This window comes from Enterococcus sp. LJL120 (genome assembly GCF_054871765.1).
Genome location: NZ_JBTXLV010000004.1, coordinates 162,513 through 181,953 on the forward strand (window position 1 = coordinate 162,513; position 19,441 = coordinate 181,953).

Here is a 19,441-nt window from a genome sequence, read left to right on the forward strand (position 1 = left end):
ATGAAATATTTAGAAACGAATGGCACAAGGGCTTTTCTTTGACAAAAATAACAAAGAGTAGGAAACTATGATTGTAATTCGAAGCCTTGCTTCAAATTTTAAGGAGGAATTCTCTTATGACAGTAAAAGTAGGTATTAACGGTTTTGGACGGATTGGACGTTTAGCATACCGCCGCATTAAAGAAGTTTCAGATGACATCGAAGTAGTGGCAATCAATGACTTAACTAGCCCAACAATGTTGGCTCATCTTTTGCAATTTGATTCAACTCATGGTACATACAAAGGCAATGTAACTGCAACTGAAGATTCAATCGTTGATGATGGCGTGGCAACGCGGATTTATGCAGAACCTGATGCAAGCAAAATTCCTTGGGTAAAAGAAAACGGCGTTGACATCGTTTTAGAATGTACTGGTTTTTATACTTCTGCCGAAAAAGCTCAAGCTCACTTGGACGCTGGCGTAAAACGTGTCGTTATCTCTGCTCCAGCTGGTGCAATGAAAACAATCGTTTATAACGTAAACGATGACACTTTAAGTGCTGACGATAAAATTATTTCAGCTGGTTCATGTACAACGAACTGTCTTGCACCAATGGCTTACTTCTTAAATAATGAATTTGGAATTGAAGTTGGAACAATGACAACTGTTCATGCTTACACTTCAACACAAATGTTATTAGACGGACCAGTTCGCGGCGGCAATTTAAGAGCTGCTCGTTCAGCTGCTGACAACACAATTCCTCACAGCACTGGTGCTGCTAAAGCTATCGGCTTAGTAATTCCAGAATTGAACGGCAAATTACAAGGACATGCCCAACGGGTACCCGTTGTTGATGGTTCATTAACAGAATTGGTTTCAATTTTGAAAACTAAAGTAACTGCTGACCAAGTCAACGAAGCAATTAAAAAACATACTGTTGATAACCCATCATTTGGTTATGACGACCGTGAAATTGTTTCTGGCGATGTGATTGGCACAACTCAAGGTTCAATCTTTGACCCAACTCAAACTGAAGTAACTTCTGCCGGCGACTTCCAATTAGTTAAAACAGTTGCTTGGTATGACAATGAATATGGCTTCACTTGCCAAATGATTCGTTTGTTAGAAAAATTTGCAAACATCTAATTCAAATTTTAAAGCATCTGTTGATTTTCCTGCTAAGCAGGCAATCAACAGATGCTTTTTTTATTGGCTGACATACTGGTTCAAAAAAGCTGTGACCCGTGTTTGATACATTTCTGGATCAACGGAAAAACTGGCGGCATGTTCAGCGCCTGCGACCTCATATTTTTCTTTTGGAGCCGAGGTTGCTGCATAAACTTCTGCCAGCATTGAGAATGGTACAAAGCTATCTTCAGTACCGTGGATAAATAAAATTGGCCGTGTATTTTTAGCCAATTGTTTGGTTGCATCGGCTTGACTGAAAAAGTAACCGGCTCGGACTTTCGTCACTAAATTTGTGACGGGAATAATTGGAAAGGCTGGCAAACCAAATAATTGCTTCAACTGATAACTTAATTCCTCCGTCACCGACGCATAGCCGCAATCTTCGATAATCGCTACCACGTTGTCGGGCAATTCTTCTCCGCTGGTCATCATCACTGTGGCCCCGCCCATGCTAACACCAAAGAGGATAATTTCTTGGGTGTTACCTAATTGAGTCAACACTTCAGCAATCCACTGCTGCATATCTTTGCGTTCATCCCAGCCAAAACCAACATAGTCCCCTTGACTCTCCCCATGACCACGGGCATCTGGCACTAGCACATTATAGCCCAATTGATAAAACATTTGGGCATAATCCGCCAGGTCTTCCTTTGAGCCCATATAACCATGGGCGATGATGACCGTTTTTTCGCTGGCATTATTTTGATAAAAAAGCGCCTGCAGATTTAAATTATCCTCAGAAGTCAGCGACCAAACCTGTCGATTTTCTGAGTCTTGATACCATTGTTCTGCGGCTTGCTCCTTTTCGGTACTGGCAGCAGAACCTTGGCTGATGAAATCTTTATCTCCAGGTACAAAGGCATATTCATAAAAATAATTACCAATTCCAATCAAACCTAATATCACCAACAAAACTAGGCCAATACCTACACCCCAAATTAATTTTTTTCGGCTACTACCCTTACTCTCCTTGCTCAATCGCAAACCACCTGCTTACCCCGCTGACGAAGTCTGATTAGTTGCTCTTTAGTCGTGCGGTCTAAGGAAAGTTGCGGCAAATTATCCAAAGAAAAATAACCGATAGCTGAGGTTTCACTATTGACTTCAAATGCTTGATTTTCTTCGACTAGGCAATGAAAAAATAATTTGTAATACTGAAAGTATTGAAAAATATCCTGCCGTAGATTGGTATCAAACACGCCAATTAGTTCTGCTGAGCGAACATCCAGATTGGTTTCTTCTTTGACCTCTTTTTTGATATTTTCAATGGGACTTAAGCCTACATCGGCAAAGCCTCCCGGCAGCGCCCATTTCTTCGTATTAATATCCTCAACAAATAAAATTTTATCGTCTTTTTCAATGACGGCCCTGACATCTACTTTTGGAGTGGGATAACCTGCTTCAATGCTGACTTTTTGATAAAGCTCAGCTTCAGTCACCTGACTGCTTTCGGCGATTAATTTTACAGCCAGCCGTTGAATTTCCTGATAGCGTTCCAAATCATAAACATCCTTTTGATAATGGATTCCCGCTTGGGCTAGGTTCAACAGTTGCCGATATTCTTCCATCTTACTCATAGCAAACTCCTCAATCATTTTGTGATTTGACAGATTTTTTTTAATAAAAAATCAATTGACTCTCCATTGTATTATAGCGAAGTCGCAACATCTCTACAAATAAAGCAAACAAAAAAGCAGACTCCGAAGAATCTGCTTTTCAACTATTTTAAGATTAGTTTTGTTTGCCGAAAATTCTCAATAAAGCTAAGAACAAGTTGATAAAGTCTAAGTACAGGGATAACGCCATGTAAACTGCTACGCCGTTACCGACTGTGCCGTTACTTTGCACATACAAAGTCCGAATCATTTGGTTATCATAGGCGGTAATCCCAGAAAAGATAATGATTGTCAAAAAGCTGATGAGATAATCAACTGGTTGGCTGTTCAAGATAAAGGCATTTAACAAAATCGCAATGATAATCCCGATTAAGGCACTATACGCTGCCCGACCGATACCGGATAAATCTTTTTTAGTGACCACACCGAAAATCGATAAGCCGATAAACATCGCCGCCGCTGTGATAAACGCTCTAGCAACACTGGCATTTGTATAATAAGAAACTGTGATGGCCAATACAATTCCGTTAATCAAGGAATAACCGATAAAGCCGCCAATCGCAATGCTCGGATTTTTTTCCGCCTTGGCACTTAATAAAATCACCAAACCAATTTCGACAATCCAAATGCCTAAAATTCCTAAGGGGAAGTTTTGGATAAAACTGGCAACCTGTGCTGGAAAGACCTGCATACTAAGATAAGCGACAATTCCGCTTAGTAAAATACCTAAGCCTAAAAATCCATAAACCTTTGAGTAAAACTTATTAATCCCAGCCGTCTGATTTTGGACATGCTGAGGATTCATTTCGGGCATTTCATTCATAAAGATTCCTCCTTTTAATTCGGACGCAAGGTCCGGTTGACTGCATTACTGATATTTTAAAAATTGAATACTACTACTCCGCAGCTTTTGAAATGACTTCGTCTTCTTGTAAGCCTTCAGTAGCCAGTTGCGGTGGTTGAACCATCACAACCGCATCTAAAATCCGATTTTCCTGCTCGTTAACTGCTTCCACCGAAATCGTGATAACGTCTTTCATCTTATCGACTTTGATGACTTCCAATAAAAAAGTAATCGTCTCATAGTGATAGACCGGTTCAATAAAATTGATGGAAAAATTAACAACATGGGAACCCGGTCCCGGTAAATGTTTGGAGACAGCACTGGTGATGATGCCCATCAGCATCACCGACGGCACAATCGGTTTTTCGTATTCAGTTTTAGCAGCATAGTCATGCTGAATATATAAAGGATTGGCATCATTCGTTAATCCTAAATAAAGTAAAAGCTGATTATCTTCAATTGACTCCGTTAAGGATAACGAGTCCCCTTCCTCAATTTCATCAATCGTCTTGCCAATTTTTCGCGGCTTGCCTATATTCAAAGTACAACCCCTCCATTATTCATTAGTATAAGTTTATCAAATTGCGTTAAAAAAACAAGCATTCTGAATTTACTTATTTAAATTTTAGAGGAAAGAAAAACTGCGGCATCAACAACCTGCCGCAAATTTGCCCTTAGATTAAAAATTTTCAGCAAAAGCTAAAAATTAATCAAGCAAAGGGGGCAAACTTGTCGGCAAGCTGTTTTTACCACAGCATGGTTATTTATTAAAGAACGTTTCTCGTTGTTTCGCTGAGGAGTTTTTCATAAGCTCGTTCAAATTTTTGAACATCGCCGGCTCCCATAAAGACCATCACCGCATCGTGATAATCCAACAATGGTGAAACATTGTCTTCTTGAATGACCTGGCCGCCTTTTTCAATTTTAGCGCCTAAATCTTCAATCTTCACATCACCTTTTTGTTCACGGGCTGAACCGAAAATATCACACAAGAACACTTGGTCCGCTAAATCTAAAGCTTCAGCAAAATCATCCATCAAAGCAATCGTTCTCGTAAAGGTATGCGGTTGAAAAACTGCAATGATTTCCTTCGTTGGATATTTTTGGCGGGCGGCATCAATTGTCGCAGCAATTTCAGAAGGATGATGCGCATAGTCATCAACAATAATCATGTCATTGACCTTCTTTTCGCTAAAGCGGCGTTTAACACCGGGGAAAGTTTTCATTTCATCCGCGATTAAGTTCATATCTAAGCCTTCAAAATAAGCAATGGCAATCACACCTAACGCGTTCATAATGTTGTGCTGACCGTAAGCCGGCAAAACAAAATGGCCGATAAGCTGATCTTTAACATAGACATCAAAGGCGGAACCTTCTGTTGTCCGTTCGATGTTTTTGGCTTGAATATCATCATCGTCATTGGTGCCGTAATAATGAATCGGCACTTCCGCTTGCAATTTTCTTAAATAAGGGTCATCACCATAAGCAAAGATTCCTTTTTGCACTTGATGAGCCATCGTTTGAAACGCATCGAACACATCATCAATACTCTTGTAATAATCTGGATGATCAAAATCAACATTGGTCATAATCACATAGTCAGGAGAGTACGCTAAAAAATGGCGGCGGTATTCACAGGCTTCAAAGGCAAAAAACTTGGCATCCACTTCACCGTGGCCCGTGCCATCACCGATTAGGTAACTAGTCGGTGCTACTCCGCTTAACACATGGGACAAAAGACCAGTCGTACTGGTTTTACCGTGGGAACCAGTTACTGCGACACTGGTAAAGGGACGAATAAATTGACCGATAAAGTCATGATAACGAATCACTTCAATGCCCAATTCCTTAGCCCGAACAATTTCTTCATGACTATCAGGAAAGGCATTCCCTGCGATAACAACTAATCCTGGATGAATATTGTCAGCCGCAAAAGGTAAGATCGTAATATTGGCTTTTTCTAAATCCCGCTGGGTAAAAAAGTATTCCGTTACATCAGAGCCTTGAACCTTTAAACCTTTTTGGTGTAGCACAAGAGCCAGCGAACTCATACCGGAACCTTTAATCCCTACAAAATGATAAACTAAATCTTGATTTTCCATTGATTATCCTCTTCTCTTAACTCAGAGCTTATTTCAGCTATATGTAATAACAAACTTATACCTTATGGCACGCCTATCATTATCTAACAAATAAAAAAAAATTTCAATCATTATTAATCCTTGATGATAAGGAAGTATGCCAATTTAAAACATAACAAAAAATTTCTTAATGGCCAGCCTTACTAAAAAATCCAAGCTGACAAGATTTACAGGAAAAGAACTGAATCTTGCCGACTTGAATCTTTTTACATCAAGCTTTTATTAAGTCAGAAACTTGTTAGTTAATCTGACCGACAAATTTTGTAGGAAACCTATACAACGAAAATTTATCCACCAAAGTTGTATTCAACAAAAATTTACTTTCTTAGCGTTGCAAATTAAATTTCTCTGTTTCTAAGAGCCGGTCAAATGCAGCTGCAACCTCAACGGGCATCCCCACGGTCTCGATATAGCCTTTGCCTTTTGGTCCATAGCCGTTTTCATCATCTTTTAAGCGGGTGTATTCTCCTAAAACCAGATTCCAGAAATAATCTTTTTGCCATAGCTGATTCAGTCTGCTATCACTGAAATGCAATTCTTCCGTCAGTTCTTTAACTTGAGGAACAATCGGCACAAAATTTTCAAACTGGCTCGCTTCTGCCTGCCAGTTAAATTTAAAAGTTGCTTTGGTCCGTTTTTGTAAAAGCGGATCATTAGTCAGCAAAATATCTTTTGGCAAAGCCGTTCCAAAAATTTCTCGTAAAACAGCTAAAGAAAAGCTGGCATTCTCACCAGAATTAGTCGAGGCATTTTCTACAAGCAATTGCTCTTCAACTAAGCCGCAAGCTTCAATTAAAAACAATTGATTCATCTGAGCTTCTGACAGCTCCTTAGAAAAATTGTAACCTATTTTTTGATAATTTTTCTGCAAAAACTGGGTAGCATGACCAATGCCACCGCTTAACAAAATTTTTTCAACTTTTCCCTCTTTGACTAGTTGACCTGCCGCCTCGGTCAAAGGCGGCAGACTGTTGCCAGCTAAAATTAATAATGGATAAGTTTTATTTCCGGCAAAAAGCTTTGCGCTAGGCTGGTCAGCCAGATAGTTTAACACCAGATTGAGATCAGCCAGTTTGCTGGATTGAGTGGTCATAGGTTTTTCTCCCGATAAAAATTAATTTGCCACGACATCGGCCGCAGACATATTTTTTTGTATCAACTTTCCGCTGGCGATACAAAGGTGTCTGACAGCTGGCACATTGATAGCAAAAAAGACTTTTAGGCGCTGCTAGTGGCTTAGCGTAGCGGGCGCCCCCTGTGGCTTTTAAAAGCCGTTTAAAATCGGCGTCTTTATGCTGATAGCCACGGCCAGCGATATGCAGATGGTAATGGCATAATTCATGTTTAATAACGCTGATTAACTCAGCTTTGCCGTATTTTTCAAAGACTAACGGATTAAAATCCAGATGATGGTCTTTTAGATGATAGCGGCCACCGGTTGTTTTCAAACGCCGATTGAAAAATGCCTGATGAAGGAAAGGCTTTTTAAAATAGGTCAGTGAAATTTCCTCCACCAACTCAGTTAATTCTTGATTTGTCATCGTCTTACCTATTACTTTCTTTATCCCTGCGGGGCAATCATCGTCAAACTGATGCGGCCTTTATTAACATCAATTTGTTCAACCCAAACTGTCACAATATCGCCGACCGCCACGACATCAGTTGGGTGTTTAACAAATTTATTGCTGAGTTTTGAAATATGCACCAAGCCGTCTTGTTTCACACCGATATCAACAAAGGCACCAAAATCAATCACATTGCGGACGGTACCTTGCAATTCCATGCCGGGCTTTAAGTCCTCCATCGTCAAAACATCTTTTCTTAATAGTGGACTAGCACTTTCTTCCCGCATATCTCTGCCGGGCTGAATCAAGCCGGCTAGAATATCCTTGGCAGTCTCATGGCCAATTGCTAAGCTTTGAGCCACCTCGGTTAGTTTTAATTGTTTTAAGGCCGTTGTCGCAGCTTCGTTTCCTAAATCTTTTTCAGTAATCCCTGCCATTTTCAAAATTTCTTTGGCACCGGCATAAGATTCTGGGTGAATCGCGGTATTATCTAAAATATTTTTGCCGTTGGGAATCCGTAAAAATCCAATCGCTTGTTCATATGCCTTAGGTCCTAAGCGGGGCACTTTCTTCAGTTGGGGCCGACTAGCAAATTCCCCGTTTTCCTCCCGATAATTGACCACGTTTTGAGCGGTTGTTTTATTTAAGCCGGAAACATATTGTAGTAATTGCGGACTGGCGGTATTTAAATCAACGCCGACTTGGTTAACCGCTGTTTCAACAACGATGTCCAATTGTTCCGCCAAACGTTTTTGCGAAACATCATGCTGGTATTGGCCTACGCCCACGGCTTTAGGATCAATTTTTACTAATTCTGCTAAAGGATCTTGCAGGCGGCGGGCGATGCTGACCGCACTTCTTTCCTCTACCTGCAAATCAGGAAATTCTTTACGGGCAATGTCACTGGCTGAATAGACAGACGCCCCAGCTTCGTTGACAATTACGTAGAAGGCTTCCCGTTGCAATTTTTTAATTTGTTCGGAGACAAATTGTTCCGACTCACGACTCGCTGTACCATTTCCAATGGCCACCACATCTACTTGATGGGTTTCCATCAGTTTCAAAAAGGCTGGGCCGGCTGCTTGGCGCTTGGCCTCACCTGCTGGTTTGTGGGGATAAATCACTTCAATCGCCAAAACTTTACCAGTTGCGTCAACGACTGCTAATTTACAACCAGTCCGATAAGCTGGGTCAAAGCCTAAAACAACTTTACCTTTTAATGGCGGCTGCAATAATAAATTTCGTAAATTTTCACCGAAGATAGCGATGGCCTGATCATCGGCTTTTTCCGTTAACTCATTGCGAATTTCCCGCTCAATCGCTGGACCAATAAAGCGTTTATAACTGTCTTTATAAGCTTCAACAATTTGTGGTACTGTCGGTGAACTAGAGTTTTTTATTAATTGCTTGTCAAAATATTCCATAATTTTTGCTTCATCAATCACTAAACTGACTTTTAAAATATCTTCATTTTCCCCACGATTGGTAGCCAAAATCCGGTGGGAAACCATTTTATGAATTGGTTCTGAAAAATCATAGTACATGTGATAGACTTCTTTTTCATCTTTTTCAGCAGCCTTGACTTGGCTCACATAAGCGCCTTTACTAAAGGTATAGGAACGAATCCAAGTTCGAAACTTAGCGTTATCGCCAATTTGTTCAGCTAAAATTTCATGAGCGCCTGCCAAAACTTCTTCTGTTGAAAAAACTTCTAAGTCATCATTTAAATATTTTTGAGCTTCAACTAAAACATCCCCAGCCTGTGGTTGGCTCATCAACCAAGTTGCAAAAGGTTCCAATCCTTTTTCTTTAGCGATAGTCGCTTTAGTCCGTCGCTTTTGCTTATAGGGCCGATATAAATCCTCAACCTGCTGCATCTTAATAGCTTTTAAAATTTCCTGTTCTAACTCAGGCGTTAATTTTTCCTGCTCAGCAATTAAGCGCACAACCTCTTCTTTGCGCTTTTCTAAATTGGTTAAATACGTATAGCGGTCTTCAATTAAACGAATTTGTACTTCATCAAGACTGCCGGTCATTTCTTTCCGATAGCGGGCGATAAACGGCACGGTGTTGCCATCTGCTAATAATTCTAAAACTGCTTTGATTTGCCCGCCTTTAAACTCATTTAATTCCCGTGATACTAAGGTTAAAATTGTTTGATTTAAACTATCCATCTTCATCCTCCAACTATTCAATCGCTATTTATTTTAGCACAAATTCTTGTCACATAAAAAGAGAATCCCGTCGAAACGAGATTCTCTTAAAGATTTAAAACTGTGGCTGCCAGGGACCATTCATATTTTGGTATTCAATATCTTGGACAATGCCCTTTGCATCAAAAATTACCCCGTGGACGGAGCCACCAAAAATGGCGCCACCATCAATGCCAATTTTGTCATCCTCCTGCCAGAGATCGGTTGTTTCCATATCTCCATGAAGTTGCGGCGTAATCGTGTGGCCGAAGACGATTGTTTTACCGGTCTTGTTTTTCCCCTGATGGAAGGGTTCACGAATCCATAAAAAATCCCGATCAGAGGTATCATGCCAATCGGCTTTAGTTAAATCAACGCCGGCGTGGACGAAAAGATATTTTTCCCATTCAAAATAGAGGGGCCGCTCCATTAAAAATGTAACTAAATCTTGGTAGCGACTGCGAATCATCATGGCAATTTCTGTTGGAGAATATTCTAAAGTTGCCCCAGGGTGCAGCAAACTGTTGATGGTCTCACCGCCACCATTGCGCACATAGCCGGCAAACCAGTCTTCAGGGCTATTGAGAAATTGCAAAAGATATTCTTCATGATTGCCCCGCAAATAAGTTGCCCCGAACTCCTCCACTAATTCTTGGCCCTTTAAGAGGCAAGCCTTCGATTGCGGGCCCCGATCATTTAAATCGCCAATCAGCACCAGATGATGCAGCTGGGGATCAAAATCCGCCAATAATTTTTCAAACAAGTCTAATTGTCCGTGGATGTCACTGATGGCATAAACTAATTTCAGCATATGAAAGACTCCTTTTCTACCATTCAATTATACCTTTTTTTGGCAAAAGGTGTAATTGTTTTCAAAAAAGCGAGCTCTGGCGAAAGTTGTCAGCTGGTTCATTTAAAAAATTACCAGCTGGCTTTTGCAGAGCTCGTTTAGCTATTCATTTTAAAAATGGATACAGCAGTCGCTACTTAAACTGCTTGTGGATGAGTTAAGACAAAACGGTTGCGGGGGTGTTTTCGACATTCCTCGCTGCAGCTGCTTTGGTATTTTAGCTCATTTTCTTCAGAGGCTAAAATGCGACGGTTGCATTCAGGGTTAGCACAATTAATGTAACGCTCGCAGGGAGTGCCATCAAACCAATCCCGGCCGATAATTGTTTTATCGACATGATTAATCTCAACAGCAATCCGTTCGTCAAAGACATACATCTGGCCGTCCCATAATTCCCCCTGGACTTCAGGGTCTTTACCATAGGTGGCAATTCCCCCATGTAATTGACCAACGTCTTTAAAGCCTTCTTTGACGAGCCAGCCGGAAAATTTTTCACAACGGATGCCGCCGGTGCAATAAGTCACCACGTGTTTTTCCATAAACTCTTCTTTGTTGTCGCGAATCCACTGGGGCAGTTCTCGGAAATTGCGAATATCCGGACGAATGGCGCCACGGAAATGACCTAGATCATATTCATAATCATTGCGGGCATCAATTACCACGGTATTTTCATCTAATAATGCCGCTTTAAATTCTTTAGGCTCCAAATATTGACCGGTCAATTGATTGGGATCAACATCGTCTTCTAAATTTAAGCTGACAATTTCTTTGCGGGGCCGAACAAACATTTTTTTAAAGGCGTGCTCAGGACTTTCATCAATCTTAAAGAAGATATCTTTAAAGCGCTCATCTGCTTGCATATATTCCATATAAGCCTGCGTATCAGCAGTTAAACCAGACAATGTGCCGTTTATGCCCTCTTCCCCCACCAAAATGCGGCCTTTTAAATTCAAACTTTTACATAGAGCCAGATGTTCCTTAGCAAATTCCTCCGGGTTGGCGATTTTAACATATTTATAGTAAAGCAATACTTGATAATCCATACTAATCTCCTTAAGCATAATTTCAGAAATTAATTATAGAGAAAAAAAAGCGAATCACCTAAGTTTCTGCTTGTGCTATTTTTCGCAAATCTTCAATCTCGGTAAACTTATTTCCCTGAGACAGCAAAATAATTGCCTTCATTGTCGGCAAAATTAAAGACATACTCTTCCCCTAATTGCACTAAATCCCCCAGCGTTACGTGAGCTGCCTGCATTTTTTTATACAGGTCAAAAATAGTGTCACTAGCAAACATCAGTGAAGGTGAATTACCGGCAACTTCTGGTGAATGCTGTTGAATAAAGCCTAAATCATAAAGGACAATTCTAGTTTGGCTTTCTGCTGTCGGAGACAATTCGACAACAACAGTCCCGTCAACGGCTGCCCGTTCCCGCTCAACAAAGCCGATAGCTTGCCAAAACTGACTGCTAGCGGGCACATCATTGACATACAGCATAATTTTTAATTCATTTGAAAACATAGGTCACGCTCCTCTTTTTTGATTCCTTTGTAGTGTAGCAAATTTTTGCGCCAACGCCTACAAAAAAGCAGAGTCGCAATTATGGTCGCTGCGCTAAAATTCATCGCGGCAAACAGTCAATTACAACTCTGCTTTCAATTAAAATAAATTATGCGTTCGCATCAATAATTTTTTCTGCATCATTTAAGACATCTCGATCTAATTCATTAATACGAGCACTGGTCACAACACCGGCTAACATACTGTCACTCACGTTAACAGCTGTTCTTGCCATGTCAATCAAAGGTTCCACAGAGATTACTAAGCCGACAATCGCGATTGGCAGGTTCATTGAACCTAGAACAATCAGAGAAGCAAAAGTTGCCCCGCCGCCGACACCGGCAACCCCGAAGGAGCTGATAGTGACAATCGCAATCAACATCAAAACAAATTCCAAACTGAAAATATTTAAACCAGCCGCTGGTGCAACAATCGTTGCCAACATCGCAGGGTAAACACCGGCACAGCCGTTTTGCCCAATCGATAAGCCAAAACTACCAGCAAAATTCGCAGTCGCATCATCAACACCTAGTGCTTGGGTTTGCGTTTCAATATTTAACGGTAAAGTTCCCGCACTTGAACGAGACGTAAAGGCAAAGCTCAAAGCTGGGAAAGCTTTTTTGAAGTAAGTGATTGGGTTGACCTTCACGCCAACTAAAATCAACGAGTGGACAATCAGGACTGCAAACAAGGCCACATAAGAGGCGATTACAAAGAGTCCCAGATTGACGATTGCTTCAAAATCACTGGTTGCCAAGACATTGGTCATCAAAGCTGCTACCCCGTAAGGCGTTAAGCGCAGGACAAGGGTCACAATGCGCATGACAATTTTATATAAGCTTTCGATAAAGTTTGCGAAAAATTCTGCTTCTTTTTCCGCTTTGCGTTTAATACCGAGGTAAGCTACCCCAATAAAAGCCGCGAAAACGACGACAGCAATCGTACTAGTTGATCTAGTACCAGCAAAGTCAGCGAAGACATTTGTCGGAATAAAAGATAAGATTTGATCTGGAATACTTAAATTAGCAACAGTTTCTGAACGAGTAGTTAATTCGGCAATCCGGGCCGTTTCAGCGGCACCTTCTGTAAAGGTTGCGCCATTCAAACCAAATAAAATGGTTGAACCATAGCCGATAAAGGCAGCAATTGCTGTTGTTCCTAGCAAAGTGGCTAAGACAGTAAAACTGATTTTACCGATTTTTTTAGAGGCCTGCATCTTAGTAAATGCGCCGACGATTGAAACAAAAACTAGCGGAATAACCAGCATTTGTAATAGCCGGACATAACCTGAACCGGCGATGCCAATCCAACTCATGGCGTTGGTAGTAATCTCACTATCAGTGCCAAAAAATAATTGCAGCAGTCCGCCAAAAATTATTCCGACGCCTAAGGCCAGGAATACGCGGGTTGAAAACTTGGTATGGCGTTTTTGCAACAGGAAAAATCCAAATAAAATTGCTACAAAAGCCAGAACCACTAAAACGGTGATGAATGTTGTCATTTTATTTCCTCCTAATAAATTTGATGACAAGTCCATCAAGGAAGTAAAGGTTCCCTGTGACTCTTCTTCAAGAATCACACTGAGTTGACTCAGTGACAAATTCATCGTAACACAAACTTTTGTCAGAAGGGACTTATCTGCTTTAGATTCTTGATAATAAAAAAAGACCGTGATAGCTTCAAACTATCACGGAATACTGATTTTATTCTTCAGTTTTTTCTTCGGCTGCAGCAGCTGGCTCAGCCATTGGTTTTGGATCGCTATTAGGATCAACCTTGAAGTTTAATTTCATACCTGGCTCATCCAAAGCAATTTCTGTTACCTCATAGGTTAAGCGTTGAATTAAATCAAATAAAGGTGCCGCTAACTCATCGACCTCAGCTTGACTTAAATCTTTAGGCGTTTCAATTTGACGGTTTTTTACTTGATTGACTTGGCTGACCCGACCAGAAATAACATAGCGGTCAAAGGGTAAAACAAATTCAATTCTAGTGCCGACTAAAGTATCCTCTTTAGGAAATTTTTCATCCTCTGTTTTCAGTGGTGAAAAACCGACTTTCAATTCTGTTTTGTATTCGCCTTTAGGATTACGAGCATCGTAATGGTAGGCCTCAACTAACTCTTTAAATCTAACAAGTTCCAAATTTATCCCTCCTATTGTTCTCTTTTTAGTATAACACTATAAAGATAGAATTTCCGCTAAATCTTTTACGAGATAATCCGCCGGAATTTCTCCTAAAAAACCATCTCGGTCAAACAGACAGGTCTGACAGCCGGCATTTTTTCCGGCGATTACATCTAAACGGCGATCACCAACCATCAGTGTCTCTGCGGGATTCAACTGATATTTATTCAATAGATACGTCAGCGAATCCGGTTGCGGTTTCCGGGGAAAGCCACTATCAGCGCCGACAATTTCTGAAAAATAATCCAGTAAGCCATCCCGTTGCAATAACTTTTCAGTCGAAGCAACTTGCCGATGGGTTAAAATAAATTGCTGACCGCCTCTTTTGGCTAAGGCCGTCACTGTTGATTTCGTCTCCGCAAAAGGTAAAATTTTTGCCAGCTCCAGACCTTCTTTGGCAACAAAAATTTTGTCGAAGGCCGCTTTATCAATGCCGGCTTTTTGAATTAACGCTCCCAAAGAACCAATCTTAATCTGCCGATAAAAATCATTTTGATCTGTGTAGGGCTGATTAAAATCCTGAAAGGTGGCCAGTGCTGCTTGGGTAATCACTGGATAAGAGTTATATAAAGTACCGTCAAAATCCCAAATAAAATGTTTTAGCAAATTCTTCTCCTTCGTCGCTTTAATTTTTAAAGGAATGGATTGGTGCAGGAATCCGCCCGCCCCGCTCAATAAAATCAGCTGAGGAGTTCGGGTTGACTTTCATAACTGGTGCACGGCCTAGCAAACCACCAAACTCCACCATGTCCCCTACTTTAGTATCTTTGGCCGGAATAATTCTAACAGCCGTGGTCTTGTGATTGATGACGCCAATTGCGGCTTCATCGGCAATCATTGCAGCAATTGTTTGCGCTGGCGTATCTCCAGGAATCGCAATCATATCCAAGCCCACAGAACAAATCGCAGTCATCGCTTCTAATTTTTCTAAATTTAACGAGCCGTTTTCCACTGCGGCAATCATACCAGCGTCTTCTGAAACGGGAATAAAAGCTCCCGACAAACCGCCCACATGATTACACGCCATCACGCCGCCTTTTTTAACGGCATCATTTAATAAAGCTAGCGCTGCGGTGGTTCCATGGGTGCCGACAGACTCCAAGCCCATTTCTTCTAATACATACGCAACACTGTCACCAATCGCAGGTGTCGGTGCTAAAGATAAATCGACAATCCCAAATTGAACGCCTAAGCGCTGTGAAGCAATTTGGCCGACTAATTGGCCCATGCGGGTAATTTTGAAGGCCGTTTGTTTAACAGTTTCGGCCACAACATCGAAGGATTGACCTTTGACTTTCTCTAGCGCTCTTTTAACAACTCCCGGTCCGCTGACGCCGACATTAATGACACAATCGGCTTCACCGACACCGTGAAAAGCTCCTGCCATAAAAGGATTGTCTTCAACCGCATTGGCAAAGACGACTAACTTGGCACAGCCCATGTCGGATTTTGCCGCCGTTTCTTTAATTATTTCCCCCATGTGGGCAACAGCGTCCATATTGATGCCAGCTTTTGTTGAACCGATATTGACTGAGGAGCAGACAAAATCTGTTTCTGCTAAGGCCTCAGGAATTGAATCAATTAAAATAATATCGCCATGCTGGTAGCCTTTTTCCACTAAAGCAGTAAAGCCACCGATAAAATTAACTCCCACAGCTGCCGCCGCTTTATCTAAAACTTTCGCAAATTTAACATAGCTGGTTTCCTGTGTTGCCGCTGCGATAATCGCAATCGGCGTCACTGAAATCCGTTTATTAATAATCGGAATGCCAAATTCTGTTTCAATATCTTCGCCGACTTTTACTAAGTCTTTAGCTAAGCGGGTAATTTTGTCATAAATTTTTTGACAGGCCCGCTCACTGTCACTGTCAATGCAGTCCAAAAGAGAAATCCCCATCGTGATGGTGCGGATATCAAGATTTTCTTCTTCAATCATGCGAATCGTTTCTAAGATTTGATTGGTCTCCACAGTTTCCGCCTCCTGTTATAATTTATGCATCGCATTAAAAATTTCTTCATTTTGAATGCTGACCTTAACGCCCAGTGCATCGCCAACTTGATTAAGCTCTTTACGCACGTTTTCAAAATCAATATCGCCCACGCCAAAAGTCACCAGCATCATCATGGTGAAATAATCATCCATAATTGTTTGTGATACATCTTGAATGCTGATTTCTAATGCAGCCAGCTTGCTGCTGACACCGGCTACGATGCCGACTTTATCTTTTCCAATAACTGTTACTATTGCCTTCATGTGAACAACTCCTGTATCAAATTTTTTTCATTATAGCATAGAAAAAAACTCTCTAGTACACGAATTGTGAACTAAAGAGCATTTTTATTTCTGATTATTCGGATTTAAGTCTCTTTGATAAAAGTATGCTGGCAATTTTTACAGGTAATTTTAATTTTGCCTTTGCCCTGTGGCACCCGCAAGCTTTGACCACAATTGTCACATTTGAAAATGACAGCTTGAATATTTGCCGCCTGCTGTCGTTGATTTTTCATTTTAGTCGCTTGCTGTTGCTGTTTTTGGGCCTTCTTGTATGCATTGCGCTGATGCCGTTCATGGGTTTGCTCGCTGTTTCGTTGAGCCGCACCGGCAAAAAAGCGGCTTAAGCGCTGATTTTCATTGCTTCTAACATAAATTTTCTTGGATAAAAAGCGGAAAATGATTAAGCCAATTGTAGCGGCAACTATCGCCAAAACCAGATAACCGTTTAACCAGCGTCTAAACAATAGCGCAATCAAGGCAACCACCAAAAGTGCGCGATTTATCGTGTCAAAGCTCCCGTAGCGGCCCGTCATAAATTTGCGGTAATTTAAATAGCTGCTCATCATTTTACTCAGCCAGTTGTTGGACATCTTAACTCTCCTTTAATAATGCTCCCTGCAAAAAATTTCGCAGCAGGCGTTCGTTTTGCCCCACATCCACCATTTTTAGCCGCTGCTTTTGACCAGCAGGCAAAATGCGATAGGTATTCTCAAGGGGAAACACATATTTTTCCAGTGAAGCCGACTGGCGGACTAAGCTCAACAGCAATTTCAAAAGCTGCTGTTGACTGATGTCAGTCGTCATATATTGAACCAGTTGACGGGTAATTACATTCATCTTTAAGAGATTGCGTTTACGGATAATTTGATTTTTGAGAATTCTCAAAAAATGCTGTTGATAGACAAAAGTTGATTCTGGCCCCTCCATGTTTTGCTGATACGCTAATAAATCACTAAACTCTTTAGGGTCAGCAATCAGTTGTGAGGCCGTCAATCCAGGGATTCCCTTAGGAAAATAGCTATTTAAAAGCTGCAACAAATTTTTTTCCTGGAGGACAACGCTGCCATCAATTACCAACTGAAAATTTTTCTCAAAAAAATCCTTGACCCCCTGAATCCCGTTTTCCTGAAAAATCTCCCCTAAAGACAGACTATGGAGATGAAAATCAGGCGAAAATTGTAGGAGCAAACTCTTTTGCTGATAAGAAATAAAGGTAAAAGTTGAATCATAGGCTGTCGCCTCGCACTCAACCGCTAAAAGAATATTCATAAAAGTTGAATCCTTCCCTTGAATAGTACCTCATCAAAATAACATATTCTCAGAAAATCAGCACATGATTTTACCATATTTGACGTTTTCTTAAAATTTCATTTTTTGTTTTTTAGCAGAAAAAGCTGAAGCTAGAACTGCCGCTAATTTTAATCTTCAATGATATAATTAAAGTGAGAAAAAAAGGGGGGATGAAGATGAATTTACGCAGTTTATTGCCAAAGGCTGTTCGTCGACAAATTCGCCTGATTGAAATTCTTTATATTTCGACGCAAGAGAAAACCCGCGAGGAAATCGACCAACTCTGGGGCTTTCCCATCAAAGCCCTCGATGCGGATATTAAAACCATCAATCAAGTCTTTCCGTTATTCACAATTATTCATAATCATTCGGGCTACACAATCCTCCACGATTCCGAGTACGGCATTGATTTACTCTATACGCAAGTTCTTCAATCCTCATTGGAATTTGATTTATTAGAGCAGCTGCTCTTTGAAAATCATGAGAACATTCATGATTTAGCCAATTATTTATACACGAGTCCGGCAACGGTCTCAAGGATTTTCAAAAAAATTGCGACTGCCTTAAAGGGCTTAGATATTTCGATTACCCGCCGACCAATGCGGTTAGTCGGAAATGAAGCTACTATTCGCTATCTATTTACGGAGTATTATCGCGAAAAAAAATTGGATTTCGCCAACCTTTCCGGCTCAATCAGAGGCAGTCAAGCCATTCGTTTATTGATTGAAGATTTTATGCTGAGCAATTATTTTAGCGAAGGCTATGCTACGAAAGTTCAATTGGAATATTCCTTTTATGTTAGCTTGATTCGCATCAGTAACGGCCATTTTTTCCCAGAAAATCGCAACAATTCAACCGCTGTTATCACGCCGGATTTTGCGCCGATTCAAAGTGCCATTTTGGAAATTGAAAAGCACTTTGCTTTGTTGTTTGACAGCTGGATGTATCGGGAATGTCTCTGGCTTTATTATGGCGATTATCTAATCAGCAGCAAAATGCAATGGGAGCTGGTTTTATCCACCAATAAAATGATGGCCTCCCTGAAAAAGCATTGGCTTTAACCTTAACAGACGGCGAAACTGCTGCTATTTCTCAAAAAGAGGCCTTGTGCATAAAATTATGCATGGATGACTATTTATTTTTGGTGGCCGGCGATTATATTTCGATTTTAGGGGAATTTCGGAAAATTTTTATTATTTCCCATACCCAGATGTATCCAAATCAGATAAAAAAAATTGCCGCTGTCTTAAAGGGTATCTATCAGAAGCTGACCTTTGATATTCCTCAAGACCTGTATTACACCCATTTATTTTTACTAATTGCCTACTTTCCTGATTTATTATTGAAGCTAGCCAATCAGCAAGATAAACTCAATGTTTTAATTGTTTCAATGGCGTATTCACTGCCAGACAGCTTTATTCTTGGCCGCTTTAAAGAAAAATTAAAAGGGCCGATTGAATACTTTTTTATCGACAGCCTGAGTCAGCTAGAACAAGAACCCCGATTGATTGAGAAGATTGACTTAATTATTTCGACTTCTTCCGTCAGCACGCGTTTTGCCCCCCATTACACTTATTACGATAAACCGATGTACGTGATTGAACCTTACATGTCGTTGCGGGGCTTTGAAGAATTGCAGCTGCAGATCAATCAGCTAATCGACCAAAAAACTGCCGTCACAAATTAAGTTGGTTTAAAAAAATAGCGTAAAAAGTCCTCAAAGAATTTGGCCGCTGCCATTTCTTCGAGGAC

The 19,441-nt window shown here is 40.8% G+C and carries 21 protein-coding genes; 3 read left to right on the top strand and 18 right to left on the bottom strand.

The features are described from left to right. Nucleotides 1-116: 116 nt before the first annotated feature. A complete protein-coding gene (gene gap, locus ACYSNU_RS08255; RefSeq protein WP_461736701.1) occupies nt 117-1,127 on the top strand; it encodes a type I glyceraldehyde-3-phosphate dehydrogenase in 1,011 nt (336 codons plus the stop codon). 60 nt (nt 1,128-1,187) lie between these two features. Here the strand turns inward: gap and ACYSNU_RS08260 are convergent, their stop codons facing one another. The 18 genes from ACYSNU_RS08260 to ACYSNU_RS08345 all read right to left on the bottom strand — a co-directional run bounded on the left by ACYSNU_RS08260 (nt 1,188) and on the right by ACYSNU_RS08345 (nt 17,668). Further along, the gene (locus ACYSNU_RS08260; protein ID WP_461736702.1) at nt 1,188-2,147 is read right to left on the bottom strand and encodes an alpha/beta hydrolase; all 960 of its coding nucleotides are present in this window, start codon (nt 2,145-2,147) and stop codon (nt 1,188-1,190) included. Further along, the gene (locus tag ACYSNU_RS08265; RefSeq protein WP_461736703.1) at nt 2,144-2,746 is read right to left on the bottom strand and encodes an NUDIX hydrolase; all 603 of its coding nucleotides are present in this window, start codon (nt 2,744-2,746) and stop codon (nt 2,144-2,146) included. The genes ACYSNU_RS08260 and ACYSNU_RS08265 overlap by 4 nt, the downstream gene beginning before the upstream one ends. 154 nt (nt 2,747-2,900) lie before the next feature. Then, on the bottom strand, nt 2,901-3,590 hold the full coding sequence (locus ACYSNU_RS08270) for a Bax inhibitor-1/YccA family protein (RefSeq protein WP_461736919.1): 690 nt from the start codon (nt 3,588-3,590) through the stop codon (nt 2,901-2,903). A gap of 91 nt (nt 3,591-3,681) precedes the next feature. Further along, nucleotides 3,682-4,170: a MaoC/PaaZ C-terminal domain-containing protein gene (locus ACYSNU_RS08275; protein WP_461736704.1), complete on the bottom strand. Its 489-nt coding sequence runs from the start codon at nt 4,168-4,170 to the stop codon at nt 3,682-3,684. Between the two features lie 226 nt (nt 4,171-4,396). Further along, nucleotides 4,397-5,731: a UDP-N-acetylmuramate--L-alanine ligase gene (murC, locus tag ACYSNU_RS08280; RefSeq protein WP_461736705.1), complete on the bottom strand. Its 1,335-nt coding sequence runs from the start codon at nt 5,729-5,731 to the stop codon at nt 4,397-4,399. A 364-nt stretch (nt 5,732-6,095) separates the two neighbouring features. Further along, nucleotides 6,096-6,863: a YdcF family protein gene (locus ACYSNU_RS08285; RefSeq protein WP_461736706.1), complete on the bottom strand. Its 768-nt coding sequence runs from the start codon at nt 6,861-6,863 to the stop codon at nt 6,096-6,098. Next, nucleotides 6,835-7,311 (bottom strand): SprT family protein, encoded by a 477-nt coding sequence (locus ACYSNU_RS08290; protein WP_461736707.1) that lies wholly within the window; start codon nt 7,309-7,311, stop codon nt 6,835-6,837. The genes ACYSNU_RS08285 and ACYSNU_RS08290 overlap by 29 nt, the downstream gene beginning before the upstream one ends. A 20-nt stretch (nt 7,312-7,331) precedes the next feature. Beyond that, entirely contained in the window at nt 7,332-9,509 is a 2,178-nt protein-coding gene (locus tag ACYSNU_RS08295) for a Tex family protein (protein ID WP_461736708.1), read from the bottom strand. A 94-nt stretch (nt 9,510-9,603) separates the two neighbouring features. After that, nucleotides 9,604-10,338 carry a metallophosphoesterase gene (locus ACYSNU_RS08300; protein ID WP_461736709.1) on the bottom strand — a complete coding sequence of 245 codons (735 nt, stop codon included), beginning with the start codon at nt 10,336-10,338 and terminating at the stop codon, nt 9,604-9,606. Between the two features lie 176 nt (nt 10,339-10,514). Next, the gene (gene trhO / locus ACYSNU_RS08305) at nt 10,515-11,420 is read right to left on the bottom strand and encodes an oxygen-dependent tRNA uridine(34) hydroxylase TrhO (RefSeq protein ID WP_461736710.1); all 906 of its coding nucleotides are present in this window, start codon (nt 11,418-11,420) and stop codon (nt 10,515-10,517) included. A gap of 107 nt (nt 11,421-11,527) precedes the next feature. Then, nucleotides 11,528-11,899 carry a VOC family protein gene (locus tag ACYSNU_RS08310; protein ID WP_461736711.1) on the bottom strand — a complete coding sequence of 124 codons (372 nt, stop codon included), beginning with the start codon at nt 11,897-11,899 and terminating at the stop codon, nt 11,528-11,530. A gap of 148 nt (nt 11,900-12,047) precedes the next feature. After that, complete coding sequence (locus ACYSNU_RS08315; RefSeq protein ID WP_461736712.1) at nt 12,048-13,439, bottom strand: L-cystine transporter; 1,392 nt, start codon at nt 13,437-13,439, stop codon at nt 12,048-12,050. 202 nt (nt 13,440-13,641) lie between these two features. After that, nucleotides 13,642-14,082, bottom strand: coding sequence for a DUF1149 family protein (locus tag ACYSNU_RS08320; RefSeq protein ID WP_461736713.1), 441 nt, complete (start codon nt 14,080-14,082; stop codon nt 13,642-13,644). 36 nt (nt 14,083-14,118) lie between these two features. Next, nucleotides 14,119-14,730 (bottom strand): HAD-IA family hydrolase, encoded by a 612-nt coding sequence (locus ACYSNU_RS08325; protein WP_461736714.1) that lies wholly within the window; start codon nt 14,728-14,730, stop codon nt 14,119-14,121. A gap of 19 nt (nt 14,731-14,749) precedes the next feature. Further along, on the bottom strand, nt 14,750-16,093 hold the full coding sequence (locus ACYSNU_RS08330) for a PFL family protein (protein WP_265457716.1): 1,344 nt from the start codon (nt 16,091-16,093) through the stop codon (nt 14,750-14,752). Between the two features lie 15 nt (nt 16,094-16,108). Then, the gene (locus ACYSNU_RS08335) at nt 16,109-16,378 is read right to left on the bottom strand and encodes an ACT domain-containing protein (RefSeq protein WP_265457718.1); all 270 of its coding nucleotides are present in this window, start codon (nt 16,376-16,378) and stop codon (nt 16,109-16,111) included. 104 nt (nt 16,379-16,482) lie between these two features. Further along, nucleotides 16,483-16,989 carry a zinc ribbon domain-containing protein gene (locus tag ACYSNU_RS08340; protein ID WP_461736715.1) on the bottom strand — a complete coding sequence of 169 codons (507 nt, stop codon included), beginning with the start codon at nt 16,987-16,989 and terminating at the stop codon, nt 16,483-16,485. A 1-nt stretch (nt 16,990) separates the two neighbouring features. Further along, entirely contained in the window at nt 16,991-17,668 is a 678-nt protein-coding gene (locus ACYSNU_RS08345) for a hypothetical protein (protein WP_461736716.1), read from the bottom strand. A 197-nt stretch (nt 17,669-17,865) separates the two neighbouring features. On the opposite strand from ACYSNU_RS08345, the gene ACYSNU_RS08350 reads away from it, so the two are divergent. Both ACYSNU_RS08350 and ACYSNU_RS08355 read left to right on the top strand, forming a co-directional pair. Continuing rightward, entirely contained in the window at nt 17,866-18,750 is an 885-nt protein-coding gene (locus ACYSNU_RS08350) for a helix-turn-helix domain-containing protein (RefSeq protein ID WP_461736717.1), read from the top strand. Next, the gene (locus ACYSNU_RS08355) at nt 18,741-19,376 is read left to right on the top strand and encodes a hypothetical protein (RefSeq protein WP_461736718.1); all 636 of its coding nucleotides are present in this window, start codon (nt 18,741-18,743) and stop codon (nt 19,374-19,376) included. The genes ACYSNU_RS08350 and ACYSNU_RS08355 overlap by 10 nt, the downstream gene beginning before the upstream one ends. Nucleotides 19,377-19,441: the final 65 nt, after the last annotated feature.

Coding starts and splice junctions, on each gene's coding strand:
- gap (WP_461736701.1), top strand. CDS start 117: ATGACAGTAAAAGTAGGTATTAACGGTTTTGGACGGATTGGACGTTTA.
- ACYSNU_RS08265 (WP_461736703.1), bottom strand. CDS start 2,746: ATGAGTAAGATGGAAGAATATCGGCAACTGTTGAACCTAGCCCAAGCG.
- ACYSNU_RS08270 (WP_461736919.1), bottom strand. CDS start 3,590: ATGAATCCTCAGCATGTCCAAAATCAGACGGCTGGGATTAATAAGTTT.
- murC (WP_461736705.1), bottom strand. CDS start 5,731: ATGGAAAATCAAGATTTAGTTTATCATTTTGTAGGGATTAAAGGTTCC.
- ACYSNU_RS08285 (WP_461736706.1), bottom strand. CDS start 6,863: ATGACCACTCAATCCAGCAAACTGGCTGATCTCAATCTGGTGTTAAAC.
- ACYSNU_RS08290 (WP_461736707.1), bottom strand. CDS start 7,311: ATGACAAATCAAGAATTAACTGAGTTGGTGGAGGAAATTTCACTGACC.
- ACYSNU_RS08295 (WP_461736708.1), bottom strand. CDS start 9,509: ATGGATAGTTTAAATCAAACAATTTTAACCTTAGTATCACGGGAATTA.
- ACYSNU_RS08300 (WP_461736709.1), bottom strand. CDS start 10,338: ATGCTGAAATTAGTTTATGCCATCAGTGACATCCACGGACAATTAGAC.
- trhO (WP_461736710.1), bottom strand. CDS start 11,420: ATGGATTATCAAGTATTGCTTTACTATAAATATGTTAAAATCGCCAAC.
- ACYSNU_RS08310 (WP_461736711.1), bottom strand. CDS start 11,899: ATGTTTTCAAATGAATTAAAAATTATGCTGTATGTCAATGATGTGCCC.
- ACYSNU_RS08315 (WP_461736712.1), bottom strand. CDS start 13,439: ATGACAACATTCATCACCGTTTTAGTGGTTCTGGCTTTTGTAGCAATT.
- ACYSNU_RS08335 (WP_265457718.1), bottom strand. CDS start 16,378: ATGAAGGCAATAGTAACAGTTATTGGAAAAGATAAAGTCGGCATCGTA.
- ACYSNU_RS08340 (WP_461736715.1), bottom strand. CDS start 16,989: ATGTCCAACAACTGGCTGAGTAAAATGATGAGCAGCTATTTAAATTAC.
- ACYSNU_RS08345 (WP_461736716.1), bottom strand. CDS start 17,668: ATGAATATTCTTTTAGCGGTTGAGTGCGAGGCGACAGCCTATGATTCA.
- ACYSNU_RS08350 (WP_461736717.1), top strand. CDS start 17,866: ATGAATTTACGCAGTTTATTGCCAAAGGCTGTTCGTCGACAAATTCGC.